This is a genomic window from Bacillus cereus group sp. N8, from assembly GCF_016483685.1.
GTDB lineage: Bacteria > Bacillota > Bacilli > Bacillales > Bacillaceae_G > Bacillus_A > Bacillus_A proteolyticus.
On record NZ_JAEHBK010000009.1, the window covers coordinates 79,409 to 99,984 of the forward strand.

Consider the following 20,576-nt stretch of genomic DNA (forward strand, 5'->3'; position numbering starts at 1 on the left):
AATTATCCCTCAAAGAAATAACTTTCTGCTAATTCACGGACAGTCATTTGTTCTGTTTCATCGTTTAATTTTGCGATAATGCTACGTTCAATTGCACGCATAACAGGAATATATACACCTAAATCACATGCATCGATAATGCCACGAATACTAGCTGCTTCTTCACTTACACGTCCATCACGAGCTAAAGGCATAAGGTCACTCGCGAATGCAACGAACTTGTCAATTGTTGCAACATCATTTAATTTTGATTCAGATAGTAATAGCTCTTTTAATGTATCACCTTGAATGTAAGGAACTTCAATAATAACGAAACGGTTTTTTAATGCCTCGTTTAGTTCACTTGTACCAACGTAACCTTCATTAATCGCAGCGATTACACGATACTCGTCATCACCGTATACAACTTCTTGTGTAAATGGATTAGTAATCATTTTACGGTAATCCAATGCACCGTGAAGAAGTGGTAATGTTTCAGGTTTTGCCATATTAATTTCATCAATATATAGGAAATGACCGTTCTTCATTGCCTTCATAAGAGGACCGTTAACAAATGTAACTTCAGATGCGCCATCTTTCGTTTGTAGTGTGTTGTATCCTAAAATACCTTCTACATCTAGGTCAACAGAACAGTTAATGCTATGCATTGGTTTTTGGAATAAAGAAGAAAGAGTTTCAGCTAGTACTGTTTTACCACTACCAGTTGGCCCTTTTAATAGAATGTTTTTCCCAAGAAGAAGGGCTGTAATAGCGTCTTCGATAATGCTGTTATCAGATGCTTTATATATTTTCTTTCCGATTAAATGTGCATTTTCACCAGCTTCTTGCTTATTCTTTTCATTAATTGTAGAAAGCTGCTCTTTTAAATCAGCATGTATATGAAATTGTTCTAACATGTATTTCCCACCTAACATTATTTTCATAAAGCAATACATCTTATGATAACTTGTTTTAATATGGTATGCAAAGAAAAGGAAAGAGAGAAAATGTAAAAGAAAAAGCAATCAATATTATATTGATTGCTTATAGCAAAGGAGAAATGAGTCGCATGAAAGACTCTAATATTCGTTTTTTGATACTTCTTTTTTGGAACGAGTTCCATTTAATCTCAGTGGAATGCTTAAAGTCTTCTTCAAAATCATGTTTAATATCATGAACGGTTTCGGATTCATAAAGTACACTAATAATTTCATAATTTAATTCAAAGCTACGTACATCCATATTTGCTGTTCCAATTGTTGCAATCTTATCATCAACGAGTACAATTTTCGCATGCATAAAACCATCTTTATAACTGTAAATGGAAGCACCAGCTTTTAAAAGTGGAGTGAAATAGGATTGAGATGCTTGATCACTAATAATACTATCACTTTTACCTGGATATAAAATACGTACATCTATGCCGGAAATTGCACTTAAGCGTAATAATGTTAAAGTTTCTTGATCTGGAATAAAGTATGGTGTAGCGATCCAAATAGATTTTTTAGCAGATCCCATAACAGCTAGTAATGTATTACGAATACTTTTATCATCTGAGCTTGGTCCACTTGCTACAATTTGAACAGCACCTTCTGCATCTGAAACTTCTTTACCTGGGAAGTATTGTTTATTCATAAATTGGTCCCAAGAATAGTTATTTAATCCACTAGAGGCATAGAGCCAATCTTCTAGAAAGATTGCTTGTAATTTATATAATGCTTTTCCTTCTATTTTTAAATGACTGTCTCGCCAAACGGGGAATTTTTTTGAACGGCCAAGATACTCATCACCGACGTTGAGTCCCCCGGTAAAACCAATTTCTCCATCTACAATAACGATTTTTCGATGGTTACGATAATTGACCGTTTCAAGTAACCAAGCTGAAAAAATAGGGTCAAATTCTACAATTTCAATTCCAACTTCTTTCATAGGCTGTAAAAAGCGTCTTCTTAACGTGTTACTTCCGAGTCCATCATAAAGGAAGCGTACAATAACACCGTCTTTTGCCTTCTTTATTAAAGCATCCCGAACTTTTGTACCAATCTCATCAGATTTATAAATATAGTATTGAATATGTATATGGTGTTTTGCATGCTCAATAGCTTGCAGAATTTCTGAAAATGTTTGATCTCCGTTTGTTAAAAGTTTTGTCGTTGTTCTATCCGCGGCAGGACCGCCTCCAAATTTTTGTACGACTTCTGTTAAATGTACGGAACGTTCATGTAAAGGAACTGTGAGTGACAATTCCAGTCGTCGTCCTTCTAAAATTTCACGGAATAATTTTCTTTGTTCTTCTGAACGGTGGAGGTGTTTTTTTCTTCTCCAACGGCTACGCCCAAAAATAGAGTATAAAAGCACACCGACAACAGGAAGAAGTGCTAATACTAAAAACCACGCTAAGGTGCTTTGGGGTGATCTATTTTCGATAAAAATAACGAATGAAATTCCTACGATTGTAATAGACCATAGGACACCTACAAATGTATATAGCGAAATAACCGATGTATTTAAAAGGAAAAGAACGATAGATACAATTGTAAATATTAATAATAATTGAACGATAGGCTTCTTCATTTCTATAAAATTCCTCTAATCTTTCTTAAATATAGACTTCTTATATAAAAGGTGTAATCCGACATTCTTATTATAAAGCGTTTTGTTTTTTTTACAAAATATAGACATTTTCCCCATGCTTTCCGCATTTGTCCTACATACAGTATATTGTTACGTTTTTATCCCATTATTTGCTGGTTAATGATCAGTGTAGGAGGGACAAAAACCTTGCCCCTTATATAGGAAAGAGAATGAGGTTTCTTTCCTGGATTTGTAGCAGGTGCATTATGAAGCCCAGGATATGATTATCCATATTACGCGGATTTTTCTTATTATATAGGTTACCAACAAAGTCCGTACTATTCATACAATGCCTATTAAGGTGAGAAAATGGAAAGGAGAGGGGAATAATGAATTATATAGAAAATAACGGATTGTATTATCGTCATAATCATGGAGGGCACCATCATAATGGCGGACATAATCACCATGGAGGACACAATCATTATGATCATCATCATCATCACGGTGGTGGCTGGGGTGGCGGCTCATGGGGCGGTGGATTTTTCCCGGGAAGTTTTGCTGGAGGCGTGTTAGGTGGACTTACAGCTGGCGCATTAACGGGTGCAGCAGGTGGAGGCTACTACCCAGCACCGTACCCAGTAACATATCCAGCACCATATCCAGTGCCATACCCAGGTTATCAGCAAATACCATATCAGTATTAAACTAAAAAGAGGATATCCTCTTTTTTAGTTTAATACTATATTTATAAAATACTTCCAAAATTAAGGTGGAAATATGTTAATATTTTATTATTGTAATTCAGTGTATTAAATGTAAATCTTGATTTTATCCCGCTATTTGTGGGCAGTAAAACTCCCACTTCAAAATTCAGATGGAACAAAGAAGTTAGGTGGAAGCCCTGCTTCCCGTAAACGCCCGATTGGTGAAGGCCAATAATCAGTGGATGATGAACAAAACCCCCACTGATTAAAGTTTCACTTTATATTATTATTCGTGAATAGTTGCATCTTGTAATTTAATCTCTATTTTATTATGTATCGGCAGTTGGATTTACATCTTAACATTTCATGAAATAAAGGAGATTAGGTGTGAGGCTATATTAATAGGGATTAGAGGCTAATATTGATGAAATTGTCACTTTAAAAATTAAAAGAATATAAGAGAATACGGTATAATAAATTTAGATAAACAGAGAGATGAGAAGCTTCTACTATCATTAAAATAGCACCATATTGCTTTTTTTATAAATAATATTATGTTATTTTAATTGGTCTATTTAGAAAAAATTTGTTATTTATGTAAAGGCATATTGTTAGAAGATGAAATATCTCTATTTCTATGAAGAGAAACAAGTTGTGTTTTAGTCAGATAGGAAGCAAGGAGAGGTGCGCATGCTAGAACAAAGAGGTCATGCATTATATGACTCTTCATTGCGAGATTTAAAATTAGCATTAGATGAGTCTTCAATTGTTGCTATTACAGATCGAAATGGTCGTATTACATATGTGAATGGTAATTTTTGTAAAACCTCAAAATATAAAAGAGAAGAGTTAATAGGAAAAGATCACCGTATTTTAAATTCTGGATATCATCCGAAAGCATTTTTTCAAATTTTATGGAAGCGTATTTTGAGTGGGAAAGTTTAGACGGGGGAAATTCGAAATCAAGCAAAAGATGGTACGTATTATTGGGTTAAAACAACAATTGTTCCATTTTTAAATGAAAAGGGAGAACCTTATCAATTTATTGCAATTCGAAATGATATAAGTAGTAGGAAAGAAGCAGAACAAAGATTACGATTAAGCGAAAGTCGTTATAGGGAACTTGCTTATCATGATACGTTAACAAGTTTACCAAACCGTTTACAGTTAATTACGACTGTAAATAAGATGATTGCAGAGAAAATAGAGTTGGCATGATTTACTTTGATTTAGATCGTTTTAAATTAGTGAATGATACGTTAGGTCATATGATAGGAGATTTACTTTTAAGCGAAGTTGCTTCACGGTTGCATTATGTGCTAGGAGAGGAAGATGTTCTGGCTAGGCTGGGTGGCGACGAATTTGTGCTGTTAACAAAAACTCATACACATGATGGGATGGGGCAGTTAGCGACATCCGTGTTGTCATGCTTTCAAGCGCCATTTATGCTTGAAGGTCATGAAATATATATTTCAGCTAGTCTAGGACTTTGTTCCTATCCGCAAGATGGAAAAGACGTGGAAACGTTATTGAAAAATTCGGATTTAGCCATGTATAGCGCGAAAGAGCAAGGAAGAAATGCGGCGTGCTTCTTTACAGATGAATTACGTGCGAAAATAAACCGTAGAATGAAAATAGAATTTGCTTTGCAAAAAGCAATTCGTGATGAAGAATTAAAAGTGGCATTACAGCCCATTATTGATTTGAAAACAATGAAATGTACTGGTATTGAGGCTTTAGTACGTTGTAATACAGAAGAAGGTCCTATTTCACCAAGTGAATTTATACCTGTAGCTGAAGAGTGTGGACTTATTATAAAACTAGGAGACTGGGTACTAGAAAAGTCATGTCGACTGTTTAAAACTTTACCAGAGTATCAAGAGGGACTGAAGTTATCTGTTAATTTATCAATACAACAATTGATGCAAAAGCGATTTATTTTATCTGTTCGTAGTATATTGAAGCGAACAGGATTTCCACCAAGTCGTTTAATATTAGAAATAACAGAAAGTATAGCTGTACGTCATTTTGATTATATTATTGCTACATTACAAGAATTAAGAAGTATGGGGATTTTAATTGCTTTAGACGATTTCGGAACAGGGTATTCCTCATTATATTATTTAAAAAAACTCCCACTTGATATTGTAAAAATTGATCGTAATTTTATTCGTGAGTTTCATTATGATCATGCACAACCTGAGCGAACGATTGTAAAATCGGTTATTGAAATTGCCCATAGTTTAAATTTATTAGTGGTTGCTGAAGGGGTAGAAACGGTAGAACAAGAAAGTTTATTACAATCAATGGGCTGTGACTTTGTACAAGGTTTTTATTATGCAAAACCGTTAGATGTAGGTAAACTAAAAGAAAAGCTAATAACTGACTTTTAATAAAAAAAGGAGAAGCGGAAAGCTTCTCCTTTTTTATTTTTTTTGTGAATCTTTCATTAAAATTGGATAAAGAATAAGGCCTAATACAAACAACCCAATTCCTAAGAAGAACGTTTTTAAATCAGCAGTTCCTGTTTTAATAACCCAAATGGAATATAAAAATGCTAGTGCAGTAATGATACCATCTTTTATTCGAGATCCAGGCATTATATCATACGTTTCCCCCGTAATAACTAATTTTAATTGATACAAGGTAGAAACAAGGTATGGGATTAAATATGCTAATGTCGCTACAACAATAGCGAAATTATATGCTTCGGAAACAGTACCAGAAATCGTTGAAAATAAGAAAATTTGTGTCATTACATTTGTAATAAATAATGATTTTGAAGGGCTTCCTTTTTTATTTGTTTTTCCGAAAAACTTAGGGAAAAGCCCATTTTTTGCTGCTTGGTAAGGTACTTCTGAGCTAACAACGATCCATCCTACAGTAGAACCGAATAAAGATACGAGTGCAAGTAAGGCCATTATATAAGCACCTTTAGTACCAATTGCTAAATTTAATGCATCTACTAATGGCTTTTGAGACTCTTTTAAAACATCTTGCGGAAGAGCGCCCATTGTTAGTAGAGTAATTGCCATGTAAATAAGAAGAGCAATAATTAATCCAAAAATCGTTGCTTTTTTAACATCACGCTGAGATTTTGCACGATTAGAAAGCATAACTGCTGACTCAATACCGATGAACGCCCAAAGTGTTGCAATAGCAGCTGAATTTATTTGTCCCCCTAATGAAATGGCTTGTCCAGATTCATTCATAAATGTTTGGCCGTCTCCGAAATTAGAGGCATTGAAAATGAATAATGTGATTACAATAAACATTGTAAATCCGATGATTTTTGCGATTGTTGCAAGAAGATTCATATTACCAGCGCGATCAATATTTTGAGAAAGAATATATTGAATTCCCCATAACATAAGGCTACATACGAGGAAAGTTAACCCTTTTCCAAGTTCTAGTGAAAATCCGTTTGTTGAAAAGAGAATTTGCTTACTTTGTAAAACTGGAAAGAATGTTGATAAGTATCCAGCAAAGGAAATAATAACAGATGCTGTAGCAGCCCAGTTAGCAGCCCAATATCCCCAAGCCATACTATACCCTGCAACTTTACCTGCCTTTTTGGATGTAAACATTGCTTGGGCATAACTTTGTGGTCCGGCTTTTAATTCTGGTTTTCGAATTGCTAAATTTCCAAATACGAGTGCAATCATAAATACACCAAAACCTGTAATACTCCATGCAAGTGTAGAACCCATTGGACCTGATACATGTGCTAAGTTTGCTGGGAGCATAAATACGCCACCGCCAACCATATTGCCGATAACAAAAGCTGTTAAAATCCATAATCCCCATTTTTTCGTTTCCATTTTTGTTAACTCCTTTGTAGTAAGTTTTGCTTAAACATCATTTTTTACTAGCTTTTTGGCAATAAAAAAAGAGCCATGTAGATAAAAAATACCTACATGGCTCTTTGCCAAAGCGTAGGTACAATGGGAATAACCCTTGTACCTACGCGTAATTTTTCCGCTAGGTTTCAAGGGTTAAGTATGATGATGATGTTTTTGTGCAAATGTAACTACAATTGTTGTATAAGTAAGCATAGTTCTTTGCTCCCTTTCTCCTCTGATTTTGAAGTTAGTATACTACATGTTTTTTTGAATGAAAAGAAAAATATAAATTTTTTTATAAAAATACGTATCATTGGTTAAATATTTACCTATATTTTTCTTGTACTGGAAAATAAGTGAGAGATTGGCAGAAGAGTGTAGCATGGTATAATACATATAGAATTAGAAGGTGACAAGGGGCTATTGTAGATGATGAGTAAGTATGAACAAATTTATACAGAAATCAGTAAGTCTATTGATAATAAACAATTAAAAGAGGGATGCAAAATCCCATCAGAAACTGAATTAATGAGGCAGTATGAAGCAAGCCGAGGCACTGTAAGAAAAGCGGTAGATTTATTGCAAGAGCGTGGATATGTTCAAAAAATACATGGAAAAGGTGTTTTTGTTTTAAAGCGAAAAAACATTGAGTTTAATTTTGGCGGCATAGTAAGTTTTCAAGAAGAAAATGAGCGTTTAGGACGTAATTGTATTACAGAAGTCGTGGAAATGGAGAAAGTAAAAGCGACAAAAGAGGTAGCCAAGTTATTAAACGTGAAAGAAAAAACGGAAATAGATCATATTAAGCGTGTACGAAATATTGATGGAGAAAAAGTAATTTTAGATATAAACCATTTTGTATCGGAATATATTCCAGGATTAACGAGAGAAATTGCAACTGCATCGATTTATAAATACATTGAGAAAGAATTAGAGCTACATATTAGCTATTCACAGAGGGTAATTGAAGTACAACCATGTACAGATGATGACCGAAAGTATTTAGACTTAAATGGAACAGACTATGTTGTCGTTGTAAAAAACTTTACTCATTTATACGATGGGAGTCAGTTCGAATATACGGAATCACGTCACCGTTTAGATATTTTTCACTTTTCGGATGTGGCGCGAAGAAAATAAAGAGATGGAGCGAAATAATCGTTCCATCTCTTTATTTATCCCGCTATTTGCGGGCAGTAAAAATCCCCCCTCAAAATTCGGCAGGAGCCAAGAAGTTAGGTGGAAGCCCTGCTGCCCGTAAACGCCCGATTAGTGAGGGCTGATTAAAGTTTCACTTTATAAAAAAATCACCAACTCGTATATACGAGTGTTGACTAACTTATATATACGAGTTAATATGTAAGTGTAAACGGTATCAAAAACAGAAAAGAGGGACGGGAATATGGGGAAAGACTATCGTAAGACAGCAGAAGAAGTGTTGCAGTACATTGGTGGAAAAGACAATATTGAACAAGCTGCGCACTGTGTAACGAGGCTCCGTATCGCTTTAAAAGATGAAAGTAAAATAGATAATGATAAATTGCAGTCTGTTTCATTAGTGAAAGGAGCGTTTCATAACGCTGGGGTATTTCAAATTGTAATCGGTCCAGGGGACGTAGATCGTGTTTACGCTGAATTGATAACGCTTGCAGGTATGGAGGAATCGACAGTAGCTGATGTAAAAGATTCTGGAAACCAAAAGTTAAATCCAGCTCAAAAATTTGTAAAAGTATTTTCAGATGTATTTATGCCGATATTACCAGCGATTGTAACAGCTGGTTTACTGATGGGGATTAACAATTTATTAGGGGCAAAGGACTTATTTTTTGATGGTAAAAATTTATTAGATGTTTATCCGAACTTAGGAGGGCTTTGGGATTTAATTAATATGATGGCCAATACAGCGTTCGTATTCTTACCAGCACTTGTCGGTTGGTCAGCAACGAAGCGTTTTGGTGGTAGTCCGATACTCGGGATTGTTATGGGATTAATGCTTGTGCATCCGGCCTTATTAAACGCGTGGGATTATGGAAAAGCAGCGACTGGTTTAGAGGGACAAAAGATTGAGTACTTCGATATTTTAGGATTATTTCAAATTGAAAAGGTAGGATATCAAGGTCAAATCCTACCGGTTTTAGTAGCGGCATTTGTCTTAAGTAAAGTGGAAATCTTTTTAAAGAAACATGTACCAAATGCGATTCAATTATTAGTTGTACCAATTACAACAATCGTTGTGACAGGTGTGTTAGCATTGGGAATTATCGGTCCAGTTACACGTCATATTGGAGATTTATTAACAGCTGGATTAGTAGGTGTATATGAAACAGTACCAGTAGTTGGAGCAGTATTATTTGGAGCATTATATGCACCGCTCGTAATTACAGGTATGCATCATATGTTTATTGCCATTGACTTACAATTAATTGCACAACACGGCGGTACATTCATTTGGCCGATGATTGCTCTTTCTAACATTGCACAAGGCAGTGCGGCACTAGCAATGTTCTGGATTTCTAAAAATCAAAATGATAAAAGTATGGCATCGACATCAGCAATTTCAGCGTACTTCGGTATTACAGAGCCAGCGATGTTTGGTGTGAATTTACGAAATAAATTCCCGTTCTATGCAGCGATTATAGGATCTGCTGTGGCAGCGATATTCATTACATTAAATGGTGTATTAGCACCTGCTATCGGAATTGGCGGATTGCCAGCATTTATTTCTATCATTCCGAAATCGATTCCAATGTTTATTGTAGGAATGATTATCGCAATTGTAATCCCATTTACGTTAACATGGTTATTTGCAAAAAGAGTTAAACAGAAGTAGGAGGAAGTTAAGCATGAAGGATTGGCATAAAAGTGTAGTCTATCAAATTTATCCGAAGAGCTTTAATAGTTATTACAATAAAGAAACCGGTGATATAAAAGGGGTTACAGAGAAACTAGATTATTTAAAAGAACTTGGAGTAGATTATATTTGGTTAACACCGATATACGAATCACCACAAAACGATAATGGATACGATGTAAGTGATTATTACAGTATTGATCCATCTTACGGAACGATGGAAGAGTTTGAAGAGCTTTTAGAAGAAGCGAAAGCACGTGACATTGAAATTATGCTCGATATTGTCGTAAACCATAGTTCGACGAAGCATAAGTGGTTTAAAGAAGCAAAAGAAGATAAAAATAGTCCGTATCGTAATTATTATATTTGGCGTGATGAAAAGAATAATTGGCAGTCTAAATTTGGTGGATCAGCTTGGAAATATGATGAGCAGACTAAGCAATATTATTTACATCTATTTGATGAGACACAAGCAGATTTAAATTGGGAAAATGAAAAGCTTCGTGAAGAAGTGTACGATATGATGCGCTTTTGGCTTGATAAAGGTGTAAAAGGATTCCGTCTTGATGTTATTAATTTAATTTCAAAGGATCAAAGGTTTTTAAGTGATGAAGGCACCCTGGCTACAAGTGATGGGCGTAAATATTATACGGATGGTCCACGCGTCCATGAATATTTACAAGAGATGAACCGAAATGTTTTTGAAGGGAAAGATGTAATTACAGTTGGAGAAATGTCATCTACGACAATTGATAATTGTATTAAATATTCAAGCCCAGAGCGTAATGAACTAAGCATGACATTTAGTTTCCATCATTTAAAGGTAGATTATCCAAATGGTGATAAGTGGACGAAAGCTGATTTTGATTTCATTAAATTAAAAGAAATTATGTCTAGTTGGCAAATTGAAATGCAAAAGGGCGGAGGATGGAATGCGTTATTTTGGTGTAATCATGACCAGCCTCGCATTGTGTCACGCTTTGGTAATGATGGAAAGTACCGAAATGAATCTGCAAAAATGTTAGCAACGGCTATGCATATGTTGCAAGGCACACCTTACATTTATCAAGGCGAAGAAATCGGTATGACGAATCCTAATTTTGAGTCTATCGAACAATATCGTGATGTGGAATCGTTAAATATATATGATATAAAACAAGAAGAAGGCTTATCTAAAGAAGAGATTATAGGAATTTTAAAACAAAAATCTCGTGACAACTCCCGTACTCCGATGCAGTGGAATGAAGAGGCGAACAGCGGTTTTACAACAAGTACGCCTTGGATCTCTGTAGCTGAAAATTTTAAAGAGATAAACGTAGAGAAGGCATTAGAAGATAATGAATCTGTATTTTATCATTATAAAAAGTTAATTGAACTTAGAAAAAAATACGATATAATTACAGACGGAAAATATGATGTTTTAGATGAAAATCATCCTAAGATTTGGGCGTATACACGTACTGTAAATAATGAAGTATTACTTGTTATAAATAACTTCTATGGAGAAGAAATAACATATTCTGTACCAGGTAATGTTCAATTAGATGGGATGAAACAAGAAGTATTATTGTCAAATTATAAAGATTCAAGCAAGGATATTACAAATCTTAACTTAAGACCTTATGAATCAATTGTATATCGATACACAAAATAAAACAGTTGTATGCCCGCGAGGCATACAACTGTTTTATTTTAAGACACCGCTATATAAAATATCTACTTCTACTTCTACTTCTGGTTTGAACTTCACTTTTGCATAATCTTTATTCCAATTTTTTTTCTTCCATAGACAAATCAAATCGAGTTAATAGTGGTTCAAGAGCGAATTGGTGAATTAAATTGGGGTCTGTTAAAGATTCGATATATAAGATTGTTCCTTTTCCATTTTGAAAAGGAACATCTAATTTTTTTATATCATCGGAATGAGAGAGCTTGTTTTCAATGTAATTAATATTTTCCGCAAGTGATGGAAACATAGGCTTCGTTTTATTCGTCTGTTGGTTATTGTTTTGTTCTGTCACATTGTCCACCCCTTTTAGGATTAAATTATCACTGTTAATTTTTGTTTTTTATGAAAAAATTATGCTTGTATTCTTTTTAAGAAATTAGCTTGAAAGTTACGTTACGTCATCTTTTATACTAAAGAAAATAGGATATAGGGGATGGTATAGATGACTTTGAGGTATATGTGGGGATGGAAAGAAATCTTATATTTATTTATGTTTGTATTCATTATTGTTCCAGTAACAGTTGAATCTCTTTTTTTTGAGTATGCTTTAAAAATAATAGGGAACTCATTATATGCTGGAGTATTAATGGGACTTATAATGGCAGTGATATTTACGTTTGTAGTTTATCTTTTTTGCATAAAAAGATATAAACTGTCGTGGAAAGATATTGGAATTCGGAAGCTTTCATGGAAAGATTTATTGTGGACATTTGTAGCGGTTATTTCTTTGATTGTAGTTAGTATTGGAGTATTAATGATAATGGAGAAACTGGGGATTTCTTTTGAAAATAGTAAAACGGAGACGGTCCAAAAGGATAAATCAATATATTCGTTCTGTATCGCGGTAATTGGAGCGGCGGTTATATCACCAATCTATGAAGAGATTTTATATAGAGGTGCTTTTTATACGTTTTTTCGTGAGAGATATGGCATATGGGGCGGCGTACTTATAAGTTCCATAATATTTACCGTTGTTCATATTCCAACATATAACACATTACCGGTGAATTTTTTAAGCGGAGTAGCATTTGCATGGTTATATGAGAAAACAAATTCTATTTTATCGGCTATGATTGCCCATGCACTATTTAACTTCATAGCAGTACTTCTCACATTTATGTCGAATTAAGAAGAGATATAGGAGGGATACATATGGAAATAGCTGTAGAACGTGTTTTTACAAAAGAGATTTTAGCAAGAGCAGCAAAGGCATATCATGTAACGTTGGAAGAAAAGCCACTTGGTGATTTTGAAAATTATATTTTTAAGGCGAAGGGTAAAAATAATGAAGATTACGTATTACGCTTAACTCATTCTTCTCATCGTTCAAAAAAAGAGGTAGAGGCTGAACTAGATTTTTTACGATATGTTGCGGAGAATGGGGCAAAGGTAGCGGGACCTCTTTACTCAACATCTCAAAATCTTGTAGAAGAAATCGAAGCTGAGGATGGTACTTTCTTTTTCGCTTCTTTATTTACATACGCAAAAGGTGAGCAAGTAAAAGGAGAAGAATCACCTTATTGGGGAGATACTTACTTTGAAGCGTGGGGAAAAGCGATTGGACAACTGCATCGCCTTACAATGAATTATCCTAAAACTGACTACCGTGATACGTGGGAAGAGGACGAAAGTAGCATTGTTAATGAATTAGAAGATGAGAAAGTGAAAGAGATTGCTGCTATATTAATGGATGAAATAAAGGCTCTTCCAATCGAAAGAGAAACGTTCGGCCTTATGCATGGCGATATTCATCCAGGCAATTTTCATTATGATGGAAAAGAGCTAACAATCTTTGATTTTGATGATGCAGCTTATAATTACTTTATACATGATTTAGCAATGGTTCTTTATTACTCGGTTCTTTTTACACCGTGGACAGTGGAGGAGAAGACGACATTCGCTCGTAAACAGTTACAAGTGTTAAGAAAAGGATACGAATATGAACACAGGCTAGCGGATAGTTGGTATGAATCGTTACCGTTATTTTTACGTCTACGTGATATTGGTTTATACGGTACGCTTCAAAAGAAGTTTAAAGGGAAAGATATGCCAGATCATTTTCGAGAATTAGCAGAACAACTCTATGAAAGAATTATAAAGAAGGAAGCAATTGTGAATATATAATACATCCAGATCGAGACAAAGTATACAAAATAAATGTATACTTTGTTTTTTTATACAAAAATATGTTTACTTTATTAAAATAATATTGTTATAGATTAGGTATACACTTATAATTTTATATATATTCTGAATATTCTTTATAAAGGAGGAGGGGGAAAGTTGGAAGCTATCGTAAGTTGGATAAATAATATTGTTTGGAGTCCCGCACTTGTCTATTTATGTTTAGGAGTAGGCTTATATTTTTCCATTCGAACGAGGTTTTTACAAGTAAGACATGTAGGAGAAATGGTGAAGCTTACATTTCAAGGGGAAAAGTCTGATGCGGGTGTTTCTTCATTCCAAGCGTTAGCACTTTCGTTATCAGGGCGCGTTGGAACGGGAAATATTGCCGGTGTTGCAACGGCTGTTGCCTTTGGTGGTCCAGGGGCTGTATTTTGGATGTGGGCGGTAGCCTTTTTAGGAGCTGGTTCTGCATATGTAGAATCGACGCTTGCACAAATATATAAGACGAAGCATCAAGGGCAATTCCGCGGTGGACCTGCTTATTACATTGAAAAAGGACTAGGTGTTAAATGGTACGCATTAGTGTTCGTTGCAGCGACAATTCTTGCGACGGGAATGCTGTTACCGGGTGTTCAGGCGAATAGTATTGCTGTAAGTTTGGAAACAGCTTTTGGCATTAATACTTCTGTATCCGGAGCGGTATTAGTAGCGGCATTAGCACTTATTATTTTTGGTGGAGTTAAGCGAATTGTTAACGTAGCGCAAGTTGTAGTACCGTTTATGGCGCTTGGCTATATTTTAGTAGCTTGTATAATTGTAGCTATGAATATTGAAAAATTACCAGACGCTTTCATGTTAATTTTAAAAAGTGCATTTGCATTAGAAGCGGCTTTTGGCGGGATTATCGGTTTAGCAATTTCTTGGGGTGTAAAACGTGGTATTTATTCAAACGAAGCAGGGCAAGGAACTGGGGCCCATGCAGCAGCAGCAGCTGAAGTATCGCATCCAGCTAAACAAGGATTAGTACAAGCATTTTCCGTTTACATTGATACATTATTTGTTTGTTCAGCAACAGCATTTATGATGATTATTACAGGCATGTATAACGTATTTGATGCAAGCGGAAAAAACTTTATCGTCAATAAATTAAATGGTGCACAGCCAGGTCCTGGTTATACACAGGCAGCAGTAGAATCTGTTTTCCCTGGATTTGGAAACGGTTTCGTGGCAATCTCTCTACTATTCTTCGCATTTACAACAATTATGGCTTATTACTACATTGCAGAAACGAATATAGCTTACTTAAATCGTGATAAAGACCGTCCTTGGATGTCTATCGTACTAAAGTTTGTATTCTTAGGAGTTGTATTCTACGGTTGTGTAAAAACAGCAGCAACAGCATGGGCTTTAGGAGATATTGGTGTAGGAATTATGGCATGGGTTAACATTATTGCGATTTTATTATTACAAAAACCGGCATTGATTGCATTAAAGGATTATGAAAAGCAGAAAAAAGAAGGAAAAGATCCAGTATTCGATCCGCAGAAATTAGGAATTAAAAATGCTGATTTCTGGGAGCATGAATACGGGAAAGACAAGAAAGAAGAAGTATCTTAAGAGAATAGAAATGAAAGAGCAAAGGGAAATCCCTTTGCTCTTTTTTATGGACAAAATGAAGCTGAAAGTTATTTTTTTGCCTATTTTTGAATATAAAAAGAATGTACATGCTTTGTTTAGGGGAAGGGGGGAGTATGTTGATAGAGTTTCGTAATGTAAATAAATATTATGGTAACTTCCAAGTTTTGAAAAATATTAATGTGCAAGTGAAAAAGGGTGAAGTGGTAGTAGTTGTCGGGCCTTCAGGATCAGGAAAAAGTACATTGCTTCGGTGTATAAATCAATTAGAGACAATTACAGACGGAGAATTAATGGTACAAAATACGGAGGTACACAATGCAAAAACAGATATGAATGAACTACGCCGAAATATCGGGATGGTTTTTCAGCATTTTTATTTATACCCGCATAAAACGGTTCTTCAAAATATTACACTAGCACCTATTAAAGTAAATAAAGTTTCAAAAGAGGAAGCTGAGAAAACAGCGATGTTTTATTTAGAGAAAGTAGGAATTCCGGAGAAGGCTAGTGTATATCCGCATCAATTATCAGGAGGTCAACAGCAAAGGGTAGCGATTGCTAGGGGGCTCGCAATGCAGCCAGAAATTATGCTATTTGATGAGCCTACGTCTGCTCTTGATCCAGAGATGATTGGAGAAGTGCTTGATGTTATGAAAACGTTAGCTAAAGAAGGGATGACGATGGTTGTCGTCACACATGAGATGGGATTTGCGCGAGAAGTAGCAGATAGGATTTTATTTATGGATGAGGGCCAAATTATTGAGGATACAACACCAGCATCATTTTTTGCAAACCCAGAACAAGAAAGAGCACGTTTATTTTTAAGTCGAGTGTTAAATCATTAAAGGAGGAATTTCATGCTTAAAATGAAAAAGTTGTTTACCTTAATCGTATTCTCATGTTTATTCGTACTTGTTGTTGCTGGGTGCGGAAGTAAAAAAGATGAGGCGAAAGAAACGAATACGAAGCAAGGCGGGGCCATAGAGCAAATTAAGAAGCGCGGGAAATTAGTAGTTGGGGTGAAGAATGATACGAATTTATTTGGGCTGAAAAATCCTTCAACAGGGCAGGTAGAAGGATTCGATGTTGATATCGCGAAGGCACTTGCGAAAAAAATTCTTGGGGACGAAAAGAAACTAGAGCTGAAAGAAGTAACATCTAAAACACGAATTCCACTACTGAAAAATGGTGATATTGATGCAATTATCGCGACAATGACAATTACGGAAGAGCGTAAAAAAGAAGTGGATTTTTCAGATGTATACTTTAAAGCGGGGCAATCGTTACTTGTGAAAAAAGGGAGCGATATTAAAAGTATTGATGATGTGAAAAAAGGTGTGAAAGTGTTAGCTGTAAAAGGTTCAACGTCTACAAATAATATACGTCAAAAATCACCAGAATCGACTGTATTAGAATTTGAAAATTACAGTGAGGCGTTTACAGCGTTAAAAGCAGGAAAAGGTGATGTTTTAACGACAGATAATGCAATTCTTTATGGAATGGCAAAACAAGATTCTAATTATGAAGTTGTAGGGAAAATTTTCACGGATGAACCGTACGGAATTGCAGTGCAAAAGGGTGCAGAGGATTTAACAAAAGAGATTAATAGTTTATTAAAAGATATGAAAGCTAATGGAGAATACGATAAATTATATGAAAAATGGATCGGTCAAAAACAAGAAAAATAAAGTGAAACTAACTGGAATAAATAATAAGAATGAGAGGATGAGGGATACTCATCCTCTTCTTATAAAGAAAGAGGGGAGAATATGTGCCTGATTTTTCTATATTAACGAATAACATTGATATGTATTTAGAAGGCTTTAAATATACGGTTATGTCTAGTGTAATTGCATTAATAGGAAGTTTTATTTTAGGAGTAATTTTGGCGGTAATGCGTATTGCACCTATTCGTATTTTAAATTGGATGGGCTCTACTTATGTAGAGTTTGTTCGAAATATTCCACTCGTATTAATTGCATTCATTTTTTATTTTGCGTTGCCGGTAATAGGAATTACTTTCAACGGTTTTGTAGCAGGGACAGTTGCGCTTACAGTTTATACAGCGGCTTTTATTGCGGAAGTAATTCGTGCTGGTATTTTATCAGTCGCGAAAGGTCAAATGGAAGCAGCACGTTCTTCAGGATTAACTTATACGCAAGCGATGTATTATGTCGTCTTACCTCAAGCGATGAAAATCGTAATTCCTCCTCTAGGAAATCAATTTCTCAATTTAGTAAAAAACTCTTCAATACTCGGAATTATTGCTGGAACGGATTTAATGTATCAAGGAGACTTAATTTCAACGAAGACGTTTGTTACGTTTGATGTATATATATTTGTGGGGATGTTTTATTTAGTATTAACAATTCCACTAAGTATGCTGGTGCGTTATTTAGAAAGACGCTTGGCAAAGGAGGGGGTGTAGATGGATTTTCAAGGTGCTATTACAGGAGATCATATACTCTTTTTATTAAAAGGATTGCTTATCACGCTAGAAGTCGCTCTTGTAGCGATTGTACTTAGTTTTATTATCGGTAGTGTAATAGGAACGTTGCGCTATGCAAAAATACCCGTCATCTCACAAATACTAGGATTTATCGTTGAAGTTATTCGGAATTTACCACTTCTTTTAATTATATTTTTTACGTATTTTGCACTTCCAGAGGCAGGTTTGAAGTTAGAAATTATAACAGCCGTAATTGTTGCTTTAACGATATTTGAAGCAGCGATGATATCTGAAATTGTTAGAAGTGGCTTATTATCTATCGAAAGAGGGCAAATTGAAGCGGCGCGCTCTTCAGGATTAACATATGTCCAGACGCTTTGGCACATTATTTTACCGCAAGCACTTAGAAGAATGGTTCCTCCGCTTGTTAGTCAATTTATTTCATTGTTAAAGGATACGTCATTAGCGGTTGTTATATCATTGCCAGAGCTTATGCATAATGCTCAAATTATTAGCGGACAGAACGTAAATTATATGATTCCAACATTTATACTAGCAGCTTGTATGTATTTCGTTGTAAATTACGGTTTATCAATTTTATCTAGAAGATTAGAAATACGTTAACTCTTACAATAATACGTAAGGGTTTTTCCTTATTAATCCTTAATTACCTTAAAATAGAATCTGAATCTCTTAATAATTAAATTTTTATAATGTTTTATCAGAAAAGTTTTAATTTTATATAGAAATTGTAACCGCTTTCGTGTATATTTTTATTATCAGAAAATTTTAAAAAGAGATAGAGGGTTTATAGGGGAGGATTACAATGCAGCAAACAACGAATGATAAATTACATCGTACGATGAAGAGTAGACATTTATTTATGATCGCACTAGGTGGTGTAATCGGGACAGGTTTTTTCCTAGGTTCAGGATACACTATTAATCAAGCTGGACCAGGGGGAGCCATCCTTTCATATTTAGTGGGCGGATTTATTATGTATTTAACAATGCTTTGTCTTGGAGAGCTAACGGTAGCGATGCCAGTTTCAGGATCTTTCCAAAAGTATGCGACGAAGTTTATTGGACCAGGAACTGGGTTTATGATCGGCTGGCTATACTGGATTGGATGGGCGGTAACAGTAGGATTAGAATTAACATCGATCGGTTTAATGATGAAAAGATGGTTTCCGAATGTTGATGTTTGGGTATGGTGTCTCGTATTCGGGGTTATTTTATATGCTTCAAACGCTATTTCAGCGAAAAGTTATGCTGAATTAGAGTTTTGGTTCTCTAGTATTAAAGTAGTTACAATTATTGCATTCATTCTACTTGGTGGTAGCGCATTACTAGGATTTTTACCATACGACGGAAAAGAAGCAGCACCTCTTTTCTCTAACTTTGTAAGTGATGGTGGGCTATTCCCAAATGGACTAGCCGCAGTGCTTCTTACGATGATTACAGTTAATTTTTCCTTCCAAGGAACAGAGTTAATCGGGATTGCAGCAGGAGAGAGTCAGAATCCTGAAAAAACAATTCCACGTGCAATTCGTAATACAGTATGGCGTATTATGATATTCTTCATCTTAACAATGACAATTTTAGTAGGATTAATTTCTTGGAAAGAAGCAGGAGTAATTGAAAGTCCATTCGTAGTTGTATTTGATAAAATCGGTATTCCATATGCAGCTGATATTATGAACTTCGTTATTATTACAGCTCTTCTATCTGTAGCGAACTCAGGATTATATGCAGCAACGCGTATACTATGGTCACTTGCAAATGAAGGAATGGCACCAACTTCTTTCAAGAAAGTAAATAAACGTGGTATTCCAATTACAGCGTTAGTCGTAACGATTGCTGTTGCGGCGTTATCTTTATTAACAAGCTTCCTTGCAGAAGATACAGTATATATGTACTTATTATCTATAGCTGGTTTATCTGCTGTTTCAAGTTGGATCATTATTGCTTTATCACAACTTCGCTTTAGAAGTCAGTATTTAAAAGGCGGAGGAAAATTAGAGGACTTAAAGTATAGAACACCACTATACCCGCTTGTTCCAATTTTAGCTTTAATTACAAATAGTATCGTTGTTATTAGTTTAGCGTTTATTCCAGAACAAAGAATGGCGTTATATTGTGGTATTCCATTTATCATTTTCTGCTACATATATTATTATATGAGTAAGAAACGGAAGAAACCGATGAAAGTGGAGATGGAAAAAACAAATGAAACTAACAATCAAACATGATGATATAGAAGCAGATTTATCGTATGGTCAATTAGTGATTGGAAAAGAAAATGGATATTCACCGTTACAATTACTAATCTCTTCTATCGCAGGATGTAGTGCAATTGTCTTTCGAACGATTTTAGAAAAGAAACGTATTACATACGATACGTTTACAATTGAAACTGAAATTGGTAGAAGTGAAGCTCTATCAAAACCAGTTGAAAGTGTTCATTTGCACTATAAAATTAAAGCACAAAACATTACAGAAGAGCAATTAGACAAGGCGCTGCAACTTGCGGTGAAAAATTGCACAATTGTTCAATCTGTAAAGGATAGTATAAAAGTTACAGAAACAATTGAATTAGTAAAGTGAAACTTTAATCAGTGGGGGTGTTTATCACCACTGATTATTAGCTTTCACCAATCGGGCTTTTACTGCCCGTTAAT

Annotated in this window: 16 protein-coding genes and 2 pseudogenes; 14 read left to right on the plus strand and 4 right to left on the minus strand. The window is 35.0% G+C overall.

The features are described from left to right. Positions 1 to 2: 2 nt before the first annotated feature. Together JDS80_RS15355 and JDS80_RS15360 are read right to left on the minus strand one after the other, a co-directional pair. Positions 3 to 896 carry an ATP-binding protein gene (locus JDS80_RS15355; protein ID WP_071772179.1) on the minus strand — a complete coding sequence of 298 codons (894 nt, stop codon included), beginning with the start codon at positions 894 to 896 and terminating at the stop codon, positions 3 to 5. Between the two features lie 127 nt (positions 897 to 1,023). Beyond that, entirely contained in the window at positions 1,024 to 2,553 is a 1,530-nt protein-coding gene (locus JDS80_RS15360) for a cardiolipin synthase (RefSeq protein ID WP_199639111.1), read from the minus strand. 389 nt (positions 2,554 to 2,942) lie between these two features. Here JDS80_RS15360 and JDS80_RS15370 point away from each other — a divergent pair, with 389 nt between their 5' ends. Both JDS80_RS15370 and JDS80_RS15375 read left to right on the plus strand, forming a co-directional pair. Then, positions 2,943 to 3,260: a cobalt transporter gene (locus JDS80_RS15370; protein ID WP_199639113.1), complete on the plus strand. Its 318-nt coding sequence runs from the start codon at positions 2,943 to 2,945 to the stop codon at positions 3,258 to 3,260. Positions 3,261 to 3,950: 690 nt separating this feature from the next. Next, positions 3,951 to 5,653, plus strand: a pseudogene (locus tag JDS80_RS15375) (putative bifunctional diguanylate cyclase/phosphodiesterase). A gap of 33 nt (positions 5,654 to 5,686) precedes the next feature. On the opposite strand, the gene JDS80_RS15380 reads toward JDS80_RS15375, so the two are convergent. After that, entirely contained in the window at positions 5,687 to 7,081 is a 1,395-nt protein-coding gene (locus tag JDS80_RS15380) for an amino acid permease (protein WP_071743785.1), read from the minus strand. A gap of 450 nt (positions 7,082 to 7,531) precedes the next feature. Here JDS80_RS15380 and treR point away from each other — a divergent pair, with 450 nt between their 5' ends. From treR to treC, 3 genes are all read left to right on the plus strand, one after another. Beyond that, complete coding sequence (gene treR, locus JDS80_RS15385) at positions 7,532 to 8,242, plus strand: trehalose operon repressor (RefSeq protein WP_199639115.1); 711 nt, start codon at positions 7,532 to 7,534, stop codon at positions 8,240 to 8,242. 262 nt (positions 8,243 to 8,504) lie between these two features. Continuing rightward, the gene (gene treP, locus JDS80_RS15390; protein ID WP_199639117.1) at positions 8,505 to 9,932 is read left to right on the plus strand and encodes a PTS system trehalose-specific EIIBC component; all 1,428 of its coding nucleotides are present in this window, start codon (positions 8,505 to 8,507) and stop codon (positions 9,930 to 9,932) included. A gap of 13 nt (positions 9,933 to 9,945) precedes the next feature. After that, positions 9,946 to 11,607, plus strand: a complete 1,662-nt coding sequence (gene treC / locus JDS80_RS15395; RefSeq protein WP_199639119.1) for an alpha,alpha-phosphotrehalase — start codon at positions 9,946 to 9,948, stop codon at positions 11,605 to 11,607. Positions 11,608 to 11,731: 124 nt separating this feature from the next. Here treC and JDS80_RS15405 read toward each other — a convergent pair. After that, positions 11,732 to 11,929: pseudogene (locus JDS80_RS15405) on the minus strand (hypothetical protein); the annotation flags it as partial. A gap of 195 nt (positions 11,930 to 12,124) precedes the next feature. Here JDS80_RS15405 and JDS80_RS15410 point away from each other — a divergent pair. The 9 genes from JDS80_RS15410 to JDS80_RS15450 all read left to right on the plus strand — a co-directional run bounded on the left by JDS80_RS15410 (position 12,125) and on the right by JDS80_RS15450 (position 20,502). Further along, a complete protein-coding gene (locus JDS80_RS15410; RefSeq protein ID WP_199639123.1) occupies positions 12,125 to 12,811 on the plus strand; it encodes a CPBP family intramembrane glutamic endopeptidase in 687 nt (228 codons plus the stop codon). A gap of 23 nt (positions 12,812 to 12,834) precedes the next feature. Further along, on the plus strand, positions 12,835 to 13,806 hold the full coding sequence (locus tag JDS80_RS15415) for a phosphotransferase enzyme family protein (RefSeq protein ID WP_199639125.1): 972 nt from the start codon (positions 12,835 to 12,837) through the stop codon (positions 13,804 to 13,806). Positions 13,807 to 13,965: 159 nt separating this feature from the next. After that, positions 13,966 to 15,426, plus strand: a complete 1,461-nt coding sequence (locus JDS80_RS15420) for an alanine/glycine:cation symporter family protein (protein WP_071743778.1) — start codon at positions 13,966 to 13,968, stop codon at positions 15,424 to 15,426. Positions 15,427 to 15,563: 137 nt separating this feature from the next. Beyond that, complete coding sequence (locus JDS80_RS15425; protein ID WP_199639127.1) at positions 15,564 to 16,292, plus strand: amino acid ABC transporter ATP-binding protein; 729 nt, start codon at positions 15,564 to 15,566, stop codon at positions 16,290 to 16,292. A 12-nt stretch (positions 16,293 to 16,304) separates the two neighbouring features. Next, positions 16,305 to 17,135 (plus strand): glutamine ABC transporter substrate-binding protein GlnH, encoded by an 831-nt coding sequence (gene glnH, locus JDS80_RS15430; RefSeq protein WP_199639129.1) that lies wholly within the window; start codon positions 16,305 to 16,307, stop codon positions 17,133 to 17,135. 83 nt (positions 17,136 to 17,218) lie between these two features. Continuing rightward, on the plus strand, positions 17,219 to 17,875 hold the full coding sequence (locus tag JDS80_RS15435) for an amino acid ABC transporter permease (protein WP_071772188.1): 657 nt from the start codon (positions 17,219 to 17,221) through the stop codon (positions 17,873 to 17,875). Then, on the plus strand, positions 17,876 to 18,520 hold the full coding sequence (locus JDS80_RS15440) for an amino acid ABC transporter permease (RefSeq protein WP_071772189.1): 645 nt from the start codon (positions 17,876 to 17,878) through the stop codon (positions 18,518 to 18,520). A gap of 202 nt (positions 18,521 to 18,722) precedes the next feature. Further along, entirely contained in the window at positions 18,723 to 20,147 is a 1,425-nt protein-coding gene (locus JDS80_RS15445) for an amino acid permease (RefSeq protein ID WP_199639131.1), read from the plus strand. Next, positions 20,125 to 20,502, plus strand: a complete 378-nt coding sequence (locus JDS80_RS15450; protein ID WP_071743771.1) for an OsmC family protein — start codon at positions 20,125 to 20,127, stop codon at positions 20,500 to 20,502. Before JDS80_RS15445 ends, JDS80_RS15450 begins: the two co-directional genes overlap by 23 nt. Positions 20,503 to 20,576: the final 74 nt, after the last annotated feature.